Origin of the sequence: Fluviispira multicolorata (genome assembly GCF_009208585.1) — a bacterium.
Classification (GTDB): Bacteria; Bdellovibrionota_B; Oligoflexia; order Silvanigrellales; family Silvanigrellaceae; genus Silvanigrella; species Silvanigrella multicolorata.
In genome coordinates, this window is record NZ_WFLN01000008.1 from 78771 (window position 1) to 92179 (window position 13409).

Annotated in this window: 8 protein-coding genes; 5 read left to right on the forward strand and 3 right to left on the reverse strand. The window is 30.4% G+C overall.

Translation table 11 applies throughout. The features are described from left to right. Positions 1-37 precede the first annotated feature (37 nt). On the forward strand, positions 38-433 hold the full coding sequence (secG, locus tag GCL57_RS11215; protein ID WP_152213443.1) for a preprotein translocase subunit SecG: 396 nt from the start codon (positions 38-40) through the stop codon (positions 431-433). Positions 434-495: 62 nt separating this feature from the next. Here the strand turns inward: secG and GCL57_RS11220 are convergent, their stop codons facing one another. The 3 genes from GCL57_RS11220 to GCL57_RS11230 all read right to left on the reverse strand — a co-directional run bounded on the left by GCL57_RS11220 (position 496) and on the right by GCL57_RS11230 (position 5922). Next, a complete protein-coding gene (locus GCL57_RS11220) occupies positions 496-2130 on the reverse strand; it encodes an SGNH/GDSL hydrolase family protein (RefSeq protein ID WP_161597724.1) in 1635 nt (544 codons plus the stop codon). A 196-nt stretch (positions 2131-2326) separates the two neighbouring features. Next, positions 2327-3520, reverse strand: a complete 1194-nt coding sequence (locus tag GCL57_RS11225) for an acetyl-CoA C-acyltransferase (RefSeq protein ID WP_152213445.1) — start codon at positions 3518-3520, stop codon at positions 2327-2329. Between the two features lie 26 nt (positions 3521-3546). Beyond that, positions 3547-5922, reverse strand: a complete 2376-nt coding sequence (locus GCL57_RS11230) for a 3-hydroxyacyl-CoA dehydrogenase/enoyl-CoA hydratase family protein (protein ID WP_152213446.1) — start codon at positions 5920-5922, stop codon at positions 3547-3549. Positions 5923-6020: 98 nt separating this feature from the next. Between GCL57_RS11230 and GCL57_RS11235 the strand changes: the two genes are divergently transcribed. The 4 genes from GCL57_RS11235 to GCL57_RS11250 all read left to right on the forward strand — a co-directional run bounded on the left by GCL57_RS11235 (position 6021) and on the right by GCL57_RS11250 (position 13139). After that, complete coding sequence (locus tag GCL57_RS11235; protein WP_152213447.1) at positions 6021-7079, forward strand: glycosyltransferase family 9 protein; 1059 nt, start codon at positions 6021-6023, stop codon at positions 7077-7079. A gap of 220 nt (positions 7080-7299) precedes the next feature. Next, on the forward strand, positions 7300-10254 hold the full coding sequence (locus tag GCL57_RS11240) for a PAS domain-containing hybrid sensor histidine kinase/response regulator (RefSeq protein WP_152213448.1): 2955 nt from the start codon (positions 7300-7302) through the stop codon (positions 10252-10254). Between the two features lie 14 nt (positions 10255-10268). Next, the gene (locus tag GCL57_RS11245) at positions 10269-10928 is read left to right on the forward strand and encodes a response regulator (RefSeq protein ID WP_152213449.1); all 660 of its coding nucleotides are present in this window, start codon (positions 10269-10271) and stop codon (positions 10926-10928) included. A gap of 249 nt (positions 10929-11177) precedes the next feature. Beyond that, entirely contained in the window at positions 11178-13139 is a 1962-nt protein-coding gene (locus GCL57_RS11250; protein WP_161597725.1) for an acyltransferase family protein, read from the forward strand. The last annotated feature ends 270 nt before the right edge of the window (positions 13140-13409 follow it).

Consider the following 13409-nt stretch of genomic DNA (forward strand, 5'->3'; position numbering starts at 1 on the left):
GAGCAGGCATGCAGCCTTCTACATTGAGGATACTAAGATGATTTCAACACTTCTGACAACTCTTTTAATCATAGATGCTTTAGTTTTGATAGTTCTTATCATTGTTTTGCAGCAAGGCAACGAAGGTGGCCTTGGTGGAGCCTTCGGTGGTGGGAATTCAGCAGGTTTTTTTGGGGCAACGGGCGGGGTCAAACTCATCGTTAGAGCTACTTGGGTTTGTGGTATTCTCTTTTTTATACTTGCAATGGCTTCATCTTGGGTTCGTACAAGTAACAAGTATGAGTTAAACAATCAATTGGAGAAATCACTTGCTATGCCAAGTGCTCAAGTTCCGTTGGTAAATCCGAAGGTAGAGGCTACTTTACCGACTCCTTTGGTACCTAGTGAAAAGACGTCAAGTGCTCCTATCGTTCCAGCTAAACCATCTAAATAAATAGAAATACAAAAATACCCCCCACTTTTTCTAAAAAAAAGAGGGAGGTATATAAAGAAATTTTAATTGTATTTCAATTTTAATATACTAAAACAATAATTTTTATAGTCTTCAAGTGTTGTAAGCTCTTTTGGAATGAGTCCTTTATCTTCTAAAGCTTTTCTGGCCATAAAACTTATCCAGCAGTGTGCATAGCTGCTTGGATGGGGGTTGTTCCAAAATACCGTTGTTGCACTGATTTTATCAAGCCCATCTGATTCACTTTCGCTTTGTCTGTGACATGAACTTCTTAATGCATATGTATTTGCGCTAAAATCGCTTTTTACTAATGCCTTTGCTGCACCAATGTAACCCCCTGTGTAGCAAACTTCTTGAATATATTTATTTGTTGTACCTGGAATAAGGTATTTTGAATCCAAAGGTTGTGTTTCGTAATTAAAATTGCTCCCATCTATGATATTTTTACCCTCTATAAAAGAATTAAAACCTTTAAAAATGTCAACATAAGTGATATCAATATCTTTCTTTATTGTTTCAATTTCTTTTATTTTTAATTGTAAAGTTTTATTATGATTGTCAATGACCTTAGTTATTTTTTGAGAAAATGCTATTTTATTTCTTTCATCCGTTGGATTTTCAATATCCTTTATTTTATATCTCGTATCTAATACGACAGGAGTTCTACCAAAATCTGGAAGATTAAAAATTAAAAAATGGCGTGCGCCACGGTTGTATAAAATATTAATTTGTTCAGAAATATTTTCTACAGATCGCTTATAAACTGTAGTAGATCCACCAATTTTATTTGGATTATCAAAAAATTCTTGAGTAAATATTGGGCTTTCTAATTTAGAAATATAATCATTTGCGCCAATCCAAATAACGAATAGAATTTCATCAGAATTGCTAATATATGGAGATTTTGAGGCATATGAGTCTTGAGTTAAATATGAATTCAAAAAATGATTGATATAATCTTTTGAACTGCCTGTTACGAAATTTCTACCAAGTGATGTCATATAATTTTTTAAATTATTAAAGTAGAAATCATTTGATCCGTCTGATTTTGCACCACCATAAGCAAAATTTAAAACAGGATAATGGGGACCTTTATTCGGCTGCATACCAGCAAGAAAATCAATCCAATTATAGAAATCTGTAAAGCGTCCAAAAAAACCAGGATATCCAGGCATATATTTTGTCCATCTTTTTAAATTTCCAGTATCAGACAAACTGTCACCAAAAAGAATAATTTGCTTAATTTTAGCATAATTATTATTATCTTTGAGAAAACGAATTGGATATTCAAACCCATCAAAATTAGATGTCGCAGCTTTATAATCTAGGAGTTTTAAAGTTACTTTACTTTTCCAAAAAAATGTACCATTTTTAATAGCATTTTGACAATGTTTTTCGACTTCACTTCGAGTTAAATATTCTTCAATAAAAAATCCATCTATAACTGTACCATTTAATTTCGTATATTGGTTTGCGTCATTTAAAGCCCAGAAATAATTTGTATTTGCACCAATATAAAGTTTACTTGGCGTCATTAAAGAAGAGTTTTTATTATATGGTCCTTTGTCAGAATCATAATAGTAACATGCAACATAGAAGGTCCCGGCAAATGCATAAAATGAGAATAATATTGAAAATAGAGCGAGTAATTTAATTATACGAAGAGAAAGTAGAATCATAATTATTCTCCGACTCATGTAAACTTAAACTCTTTATAAGAGTTGCAATTGCTAAATACTTATTCTTTATTGAGCAATTTATGTCATCGGATTTATAGTCAAAAATGTGAGTTAATTTTTATAAAGATTTAATTATATTTAAAAAAAAATACCCTTCCTTTATGGAAGAGTATTTTTTTATGCTTGAAAAAGAGAATTAGACCATTTCAATAAGTCCTGCAGCTCCCATCCCAGTGCCTATACACATTGTGACTATTCCATATTTGTTATTGCGTCGTTTCATTCCATTCACAATTGTTGCTGTACGAATTGCGCCTGTTGCACCAAGTGGGTGGCCGAGTGCTATGGCTCCCCCCAGTGGGTTTACTTTTTTAGGATCCAGTCCAAGATCATTAATTACGGCAAGACTTTGTGCAGCAAAAGCTTCATTTAATTCAAACCAATCAATTTGATTTTGTTTGATACCAGCTTGCTTTAATACCTTAGGAATTGCTTCTTTAGGTCCAATACCCATAATTTCGGGTGGAACTCCTGCCACTGCAAAGCTAACAAAGCGTGCGAGTGGTGTGAGATTGAATTTTTTGATTGCTTTTTCACTTGCTAAGAGAATAGCTGCAGCGCCATCACTCATTTGTGAGCTGTTCCCAGCGGTGACGCTGCCACGTGCTGCAAAAACAGGTCTCAGTTTAGCAAGTGCCTCGTAAGTTGAATCAGGTCTTGGTCCTTCATCGTGACTTATAATTTTATTATGATTCAAAACTTCTCCTATCTTGCCTGGAGAGCAGTCTGTGACAGTATAAGGAAGTATTTCATCACTAAATTCACCATTTTTAATGGCTTCGCTAGCCCTGCGATGGCTTTCCAAAGCAAAATTATCTTGAGCTTCACGGGTAATTTTCCATTTATCAGCAACTTTTTCTGCTGTGATGCCCATTCCATAAGAAATGGCAATATTTTCATCCGCAAAAAAACTCGGATTCATGACTACTTTGTGACCCATCATTGGAATAAGACTCATGCTTTCTGTTCCAGATGCAATCATTAAGTCTGCTTCTCCCAATTTTATTCTATCTGCAGCCATGGCAACAGCTTGAATACCTGACGAGCAAAAGCGATTGATAGTCATTCCAGGGACGACATTGGGCAACCCAGCCAAAAGTAAAGAAATTCTGGCAACATTCATTCCCTGTTCAGCCTCAGGCATGGCACATCCCGTAATGACATCACCAATTTCCATTGGGTTTAAATTTGGATATTTTTGTATTATTCCTTTTAAACAGTGTGCGAGTAAATCATCAGGACGAGTGGTTTTAAAGACTCCTCTTGGAGCCTTTCCTACTGGAGTTCTTATTGCAGCACATATATAAGCATCTTGAATTTGTTTTGACATTATGTTTGACTCCTTTAAAGCATATATTAATTTCTAAGAGGTTTACCATTTTCGAGCATATATTTTATGCGCTGCTGTGTTTTTTCACTTCTTAATAACTCCATAAAGAATCTAAATTCCAACTCTAGAAGCCATTCGTCTGTGACTGTGTTACCTTGATCTATTTCTCCGCCTCCTAAAATTGTTGCAACACGTTTACCAATTTCATTATCATGTTCAGAAATAAATCCGCCTGCGAGCATGTTTACAAGAGCCGCTTTAAATGTTGCTGTGCCACCTTTACCTGTTACAATAATATCTTTAGATTTAAGAGGAGGGCGGTAACCAGTTTCGTATAATGATTTTACTTCTTCAGTTGCAACATATAAAAGTTCATTTGGATTAAAAATAATTGTGTCTGAAGGTCTTAAATATCCAAGCTCTTTTGCATCTTCGGCGCTGCGTGAAACTTTAGCCATAGCAATATTTTCAAAATATTTTTGCAGAAATGGAAAAATATTTCCACCTTTTGCTTCTTTTGCGGCTCTTAGAGTAAACTCTTTGCATCCTCCCCCTGCAGGGAGAAGTCCAACTCCTACTTCAACAAGTCCCATATAAGTTTCCAGTGCTGCCACCGCTTTGCTACAATGCATTACAAATTCACAGCCTCCACCAAGCGCAAGCCCTTGAACTGCTGCCACTGTTGGCACAAGGGAGTGCTTTAAAGCCATAGAAGCATCTTGAAAGCGTTTCACCATTGTTTCTAGAGTTTTAAAATCATTGTCTTTTAGTGCTTGAGTGACTTGTGCTAAATTTGCTCCAGCACTAAATGGGGCTTCAGTTTGCCAAAGGACTAGACCTTTAAATTTATCTTCTGCAATTTTTACAGATTTAATAACGCCTTCAAGAACATCTGAGCCTATTGCGTGCATTTTGCTCTTAAATGATAGAATTGAAACTTCTTGATCTTTGGTCCAAAGCCGAACACCTTCATTTTCATAAACTGTTTCACCATATGTTGCTTTTTCTCCAAGAACCCGCTCAGGATAATACTGTCTTAAATAAACAGGAAGTTCTCTGCGCGGTTCGTTTTTATTTGTGCTCGGAGAATAGCTGCCATTTGCAAAATGGACTTCACTGCGTCCATCTGTAACCCAAGCAGGAAGTGGAGATTTCGCAACAGTTTTGCCTGCTGCAATGTCCTCATTAATAGCATCTGTAATAAATTTCCAACCTGCTGCTTGCCAAGTTTCAAATGGTCCCATTGCCCAGCCGTATCCCCAGCGGATGGCAAGGTCAAGGTCGCGTGCATTGTCTGCTATTTCTTCGAGTTGTACAGCGCAGTAGTGAAAAAGATCTCTAAAAATCGCCCAAAGAAATTGTGCTTGAGGATTTTTGGAGTTTCTCAATTGTTTAAATTTTTCACTTGGGTCTTTCAATTTTAAAATGGAAACAACGTCTGCATCTGCTTCAGGTTTGCTGGGTCTATAATCTTGTAACTTTAAATCGAGGACATGAATTTCTTTCCCGATCTTTCTAAAAACACCTCCACCCGCTTTTTGTCCAACAGCTCCTTTAGAAATAAGAGCTTGAATCCAGCTCGGTACATTAAAAATAGAATGCCAAGGATCGTTTGGAAGTGTGTCAGACATTGTTTTAATTACGTGTGCAAGTGTATCAATACCAACAACATCTAAAGTTCTATAAGTCGCACTTTTTGCTCTTCCTATCGATGTGCCTGTTAATGCGTCGACTACGTCAAAACCTAAAGCAAATTTTTCGGTATGGTGCATTGTTGCTAGCATTGAAAAAACACCAATTCTATTTGCAATAAAGTTTGGCGTATCTTTTGCTCGAATCACTCCTTTACCAAGTGTCGTTGTTAAAAACTCTTCTAAATTATCCATCGTTTGTAAATTTGTACTTTTCTGAGGAATAATTTCTACGAGAGTCATGTATCTGGGTGGATTAAAAAAGTGAATTCCACAAAAGTTTTTTCTTAATTCGGAAGGCAATACTTCGGCGAGTGAATTTATTGAAAGTCCTGAAGTGTTGGTTGCAAAGATTGCATGTGAGGAGATTTTAGAACTGACTTTGGAATATAAATCTTTTTTCCAGTCGATTCTTTCGCTAATTGCTTCAATAATTAGATCACAATCTTGAAGTTTATCAAGATCATGTTCATAATTAGCAGGTGTAATATAATTCGCTTTTGATTTAATTGAAAAGGGAGTAGGTTCTAGCTTTTGTAAAAAAGCGAGTGACTTCTGAACAATTCCATTTGGATTTCCATCTTTTGCAGGAAGATCAAATAATACAACTTCAACATTTGCATTTGCCATATGTGCTGCAATTTGAGCTCCCATGACTCCAGATCCCAAAACTGCAACTTTACGTACAAGATATCGATTGTGACTTGCCATTTTTTACTCCATATAAGAGAACAATTAAATAATTAAAAATCGAGCTAGCGACTTAGTGTATTTCTTAAACTTGAATTTGACAACAGGGAGCAAATTAGATGGCAAAGTACTTAGTTTTAAAACTAAGAGCAATGGGAGATACAGTCATTTTAACATCAGTTGTCGAGTGTATAAAAAAAAATGATATGTATGCTGATATTGATGTTTTTGTTGAATCAGATTGGAAAGCTGTTTTTGAAAAAAATTTATATGTAAATAATATATATTTATTTACAAGATATAATTTTAAATTATTTAATTTTCTTTATGAAAAAATATTTCTCGTTTTAAAATTTTTAATTTTTTTCCGATTGAAAAAATATGACTATTCAATAAATTGCAATGCAAGTAATACAAGTGCATTTTTGTCATTTCTCACTGGAGCTAAGAATAGATCTAATCATTTTCATAGTTTACGCCGAAAAAATAAATTTTCTACAGTGCAAATACCTGATAAAGGTATACATAAATCAGCTATTCAAAGAGATTTAGATACAGTTATTGGATTTAATTTTAAAATTGATGGTAGTGAATTTCCTAAAATATATATCTCTGAATTAGAAAAAGCATGGGCAAAAAATTATTTAAAAAATTTTTTGCAGGAAATATCGTCTCCTCTATTAATGCTTGGAATTGGGGCAGGACGTCGAACAAAAATTTGGCCACCACAATATTTTGCAAAGCTTGCGACGAACTGGATTGAACAAAAAAAAGGTTGTGTTGTTGCTATTACATCATATGTGGATAAAGAACTCATTGAAGAGCTTTTAATATATATGTCAGAAGATAATAAAAAGAAATTTTTACATACAAGCTCATGTAGCCTAAGAGAACGTTTTCGCATATTGTCTTTAGCAGATATCTTTATTGGCAATGACTCAGGATTAAAGCACGCTGCAATTGCAATAGGGGTAAAAACTTACACTCTTTTTGGACCAGAATCTCCACTTGAATGGCACCCGTATAGCTTCGAAAAACATCCAATTTTTTATATAGAAAATCTTTCATGTCGCACAGCAACAGGGCGGAGCTGTTCTATCGAATTGTGCAGTAAAGAAAAAAATAAGTGCATGACTGATCTTTTACCTGATGATGTATTTAAAGATTTAAGTATTTAAAATTTCTGCAATATTTTGTAAAAATAAGAAATAAATTTAAAATAAAGCTTCATATAAATACAGTCAGAAAAAATGCATTGAAACTCATTTTTATCACCTTATAATTATTTTATATAGAGAGAAGAGGCTAGGGTAAGAAAAATTTAATTTTTATATTCACTTTTTGGTTCTTTTATAATTTTTCCTAGTACCTAAATATTTGGTTATTACTGGAGAGAAAATGTTAGATAAAAGATCACTAGAAAGCTTTTTAAAAAATCAGTCTTTGAATTCTTATACTTTAATTTCTGCATTATTTCTTTTATTTTCAATAACTACTATTTCATTATATTATTATCAAAATTCAGTAAATTCAAAGTTCTATGAAGATTCTTTGAATAAAAATATAACAATTGTTTATTTAAGTGAGCTTAGAGGTATTGTTAAAAGCAAAGAAAGTACAGGATTTAAAACAAATATTATTGATGAATTTGGTGAGAAAGTTTTTTTCTTAAAAAAAAATTTAACTATATATGAAGAAAATAAAAGTTGTTCTAATGTTAATCAATCATTATCTAATCTCAATATTTTTCCAGATGAAAGTGGATTAGTGATTTTTAAAAGAAATACACTTCAATGTATTGAGTATATTGGGAAAAAAGTTCTTGAAGAAATTAATGAGTTTAAAAAAGATTCAAAAATAGTTCATTTGACAGATATAGTCCTTATTGTTCTTTTTTTAGCTCTACTGTGTATTTTTATCATATATGGTTATTTTATAACAAATATTTTGGATAAATTAATAAAAAATAAATTATTATTTTCAAGTATTGATCTTGCTATAGTAAATTCTGTAGGCGAAAAGGAAATCATAGAAAAAGTAATGAAAAATATCGGATCAAGATTGGATTTTGATGTTGGGATATATTGGGATAATATAAATAATGTACTTGTATATAAAGAATATTATGCGATTAAAAATGATTTAATTAAAATGATTAATAATGTAAAGGAAAACTTTATAAATAAAAATATAAATAAAGAAATTTATGATGGAATTAATGAAGCTGATGATGATAATAATTATTTAGGAAAATTATTATTTAAAAAATTTAATATGACAAAGAGAGTCTCTATACCAATTATATATGGAGAAAATAATTTTGGTGAGTTAGAATTTTTTTATAGAAGAGAAAAAAGTGTATTTAGTATGAATAGTGATGTGAATTTATACAAAAAAATTTCACATTATTTAGGGAAAATTATCTATAAAAAAGTAGCTGAAAAAGAGCTTGGTGAAACAAGAAATTTATTAGAGCAACAGAGGTATGCACTTGATGCATCAGCAATCGTAGCAATTACAGATTTGACTGGAAAGATTAAATATGTAAATGAAAAATTTGTAGAACTTTCTGGATTTTCAAAAGAAGAACTCATTGGTAATGATCATAGGATAATCAATTCAGGTCATCATCCTAAAGAATTTTTTGTAAACCTATGGAAAACAATTGCAAAAGGAAAAATATGGCATTTCGAGGTGAAAAACAAAAGAAAAGATGGAACATATTATTGGGTTGATTCAACTGTGGTTCCAATCCATAATTCAAACGGCAAAGTTATTCAATATATTGCAATTCGATTTGATATTAGCCATAAAAAAGAAATGGAAGAAGTTCTTTTAAAAGCAAGAGAAAGCGCAGAAGAAAATGTTAAAAATAAAGGATTATTTTTTGCCAATATGAGTCATGAAATTCGAACACCTTTGAATGCAATGCTTGGGACAATAAATATATTGAGTGATGAAGTTAAAACAGAGAATGCAAAAAAATATTTAAAAATTATTAAAGCAAGTGGTCACAATCTAACAAATTTATTAAATGATATATTAGATTTCTCTAAAATTGAAGTAAAAATGCTTAAACTTGAAAATATATCATTTAACTTAATCGATGCAATTCATGAGTGTGTTTCAATTTTAGGTGTGAAAGCGATCGAAAAAAAATTACCTATCTATGTTGATATTGATCCTAAAATACCTATGTGGATTATTGGAGATATTTCTCGAGTAAAACAAGTAATAGTAAATTTATTAAGCAATGCTATTAAATTTACTACGAGTGGATCGATTACAGTAAAAGTAGAATGTGCTAAAGATTTTAACAATATGAATATTATTACAATTTCTATTATTGATACAGGTATTGGATTAACTGAAGATTTTAAAAATAAAATATTTAATTCATTTTCCCAAGCAGATGCATCTATAGCTCGAAAATTTGGAGGTACAGGTTTAGGGCTCGCAATTTGTAAAGGCATTTGTGAAGCTATGGGAGGGGAAATCTTTGTTAATTCTGAGTTTGGTAAAGGTTCTGCATTTTCATTTAAATTTAAAGCAATGGAAGGAGAGCCAATAGTAATAAATGAGAATTCCAATAAAATTGATAAAGAAATGGCAAAGAAGTTCCCTTTAAATATTTTGGTAGCTGATGATAATTTTAATAATCAGTTTGTAATAAGTAAATTCTTAGAAAAATTAGGATATAACCCAGAAATTGTAAGCAATGGCAAAGAAGTTTTAGACATATTAACTACAAAGAATTATGATTTAATTTTTATGGATTGTTATATGCCAGAAATGAATGGTTTTGAGACAACTAGCGTAATTTATCAAACAATTCAAGCACAAAATCGACCTTGGATTGTTGCTTTAACTGCAAATGTGAGTATTGATGATCGTGAAAAATGTAAAAAAATGGGAATGAATGACTTTATTGGTAAACCATTTAATATAGAAGATATTATAAGTTCGTTAAATCTATTTTTGAAGAGTAAAAAAAATATTGGTTTAAAAAGAAGTGAAAATATAATGAGTTTAAATAAAGAAAAAATTCTAAAACATTTTTCTGATGATGAGAAAATTATGAAAAGATATATAGAGCTTTTTTTCTTATATATTCCAAAGATGTTATCTGATATTGAATGTTCAATTGAAAAGAATGATGCGAGAGAATTAGAAATTTCTGCACATAAATTGAAAGGAAATATTGGCAGTTTTTTTGTAGATGAAATAACAAAAGACTTATTAATACTTGAAGAAAAAGGGCGACATGGAGATTTAGATGGAGCAAATGAGTTATTTCAAAAAATAAAAGAAAAAATGAACTCTTTATTGGAGGGGCTAAATTTTTTAATTTAGTTGAGAAAGAAAATATGTCAGAAAAAAACATTAAAATATTAATAATAGATGACAGTGAATTAGATACGTATTTTATATCAGAAGGATTAAAAAATAAAAATTTTGAATGTGTTGTATTAAATGAAACTATTTCAGATGTTGAAATAGTTGAAAAATATTCTGTGAATCTTATTTTATTAGACATATTAATGCCTAATATGGATGGAAATATGTTTTTAGAAAAAATAAGAGTAAAATATAATAAATTTGAGTTGCCTATTATTATGATTACTTCATTAAATGATAATAAAAATTTAGAAAAATCTATGAAATTAGGGGCAAATGATTATATTTCAAAACCAGTTAATATTGATATAGCAGCAACTCGAATAAACAATCAAATTATGATGAGCAAACTGTATAAAGAAAATTTACAAAAGAAAGAAATAGAAACAATAAATTCAATAATAATTACTTATAATCACGAGATTAATAACTCTTTAACAATAGCACAAATGGCTTTAAAACGTATTGAAAGTAAATTAGCAAAAAATGATTTAAATATTTTTAATAAGGCAAAAAATGCTCTTAAAAGAATAGAAGTCACTGTAAAGAAAATAAAGGACATTGAGGATGGCAGTAAGTTGGATTGGGAAATCTACGCTGATAATCCTCAGAATAAGATTTTGAAATAGAATTATTTTTAAAATATAACGTTTAATTAAGAAATAAATTAAATCCATATAGAATATACAGAGGTATTATATAATTCAACTTACGCCATTCTGTTCTTGATTATCTTGCTCCTTTAGAATATGAAGCAAATTATGAAATTCAATATTTCTCTATTTGAGGGGTCGAGCAGTTTCATTAAAGCTTAAACTTTGGTAATTAAAATTAATAGCGGTTAAGCAATTTTTTTATCAACATAATGGGTAATTAGTTTGAATAATATTAATAAATTACTGTATCGACCAGATATAGATGGCTTGCGAGCAGTTGCAGTCTTTTTTGTTGTCATTTATCATTTATTTCCAAGTAAAATTCCGGGTGGTTTTATAGGCGTTGATATATTTTTTGTAATTTCAGGATTTTTAATTTCAACAAATATATTTAAGAATTTAGACAATAATACTTTTCTTATCTCTGACTTTTATATGAGACGGGTCTTAAGAATATTTCCTGCACTTATTTTAGTAATAATGACAACTCTTTTGTTAGGATGGTTAATATTATTCGAACGTGAATTCGTTTATCTTGGAAAACATATTGCAGGAGGTATTGGCTTTGTTTCAAATGAACTCCAGTGGAGGGAAAGTGTAGATTATTTTAATTCTGGCTTAAGGCCACTTTTAAATTTATGGTCTCTTGGGGTTGAAGAGCAGTTTTATTTATTATGGCCATTTATTGCTATTGTAAGCTGGAAGTTTAAAAGAAATTTTTTAAAAATAATGATTTTATTATTTCTTATTTCATTTATTACAAATATAATCTTACTCTATTTATTTGAAATGATAAGCGAATCATATCTTATGACCGTATCAAGATTTTGGGAGCTTGCTGCTGGAGGAATATTAGGATATCTTACATTATATAAGAGAAATGAATCTTCAGAACGTATTAATAATATTAAATCTATTTTTGGTATTATTCTCCTTATATTATCAGTATTTTTAATAAATAGCGATAAAATGTTTCCAGGATTTTGGGCACTAATGCCTGTTATTGGTGCTTATTTAATAATTTCATCAGGAAGAAAACCTATTGTTAATAGGTATTTTCTTTCAAATAAATATATCGTTTATATAGGTTTAATAAGTTATCCTATTTATCTCTGGCATTGGCCCTTAATTGTTTTTAATAAGTATTTATTTCCAAATCCTTCCGCATTTTTGAATCTAATATGTGTACTTATTTTAACTTTATTATTATCAGTTTTAACATTTTATTTTGTTGAAAATCCTATTAAAAAAGTTAATAAAAAAACAGCCGTATATTCTTTAATTTCTGTTTCAATATTGTTAGTAATAATTGGAGTTGGAGGATATAAAGGAAAAATTAAGCCTTATTCGAGTCAATTTGAGTTACAAAGCTATAATGACGCTGTAAAAGATTGGGATTATCCTCCAAAGTTTCTACATAAAAGCTTTTATAATGGATCTTCTTTAAATCAAAATGGAGTTTATAAAGACAAAATATTATTTATGGGAGATAGTAATATTGAACAATATGCTCCAAGAATTGAAAAAATATTAATCGATAATCCGAGTATTAAGAAAAGTACAATATTTTTTACAGGCAGCGGCTGTTACCCAATAAAGAATGTAAAAATTAGAGGTAAGCTCAGTTGCCAAAAATATCTTCAAGATGTTTATGATTATGCTGAAGATCCCCAAGTTCAAACAGTTGTTATTGGTTCTGAGTGGTTGGGTTATTTGAAGGAAGATGTAAAGGCATATTATGAGAATGAACATTTTATTGGATTTCTAAGGAAATCGCCTGTGGCAGTAGATAAAATGCTTAATGAGTTTGAATTGAGTCTCAAAAGACTAGTTGATTTAAAAAAATCTGTATATGTTATTCTTAACATACCTAGAGGGGAAGTTCTTTCCCCATTACATATGATCAATCGTTCTATATTTAATGATAGGTTTAGTATTAATATTCAAAATGTCAGTAAAGTTGATATTATTAATTCGAAAAATTCATTCTTAAAGAGATTAAAAAATGTTGTAATTGAAGCAGGTGCCCAGGTCATTGATCCATTAGATTATCTTTGTGGTAAAGACTCAATATGTCCAAGTACATATGAAAATAAACCAATTTATAAGGATGCAGGGCATTTGCGGGCTTCTTTTGTGAGAGAGCATATAACTTATCTTGATTTTCTTATTCTTCAAAAATAATCTAAACCTCTAGCAAGTTAATAACAGAGTATAAAAAATTTATTCCATTTATTCACAAAGTACATTTTTTATACAATTAGCATATTGACAATATTGATTTTGTAAACTATCAAAAATACTTGTACTTTATATTCGATCAAAGTTTTGTAAAAAGGAATGATTTAATTATTAGGATCTAAATTTTGTAGAATTTTAGTTTTTTAAAAAATGTAATATTTCAGATTTTTTGACATATAATAAATTATATTTCTTCATATTTTTTCAAATTCT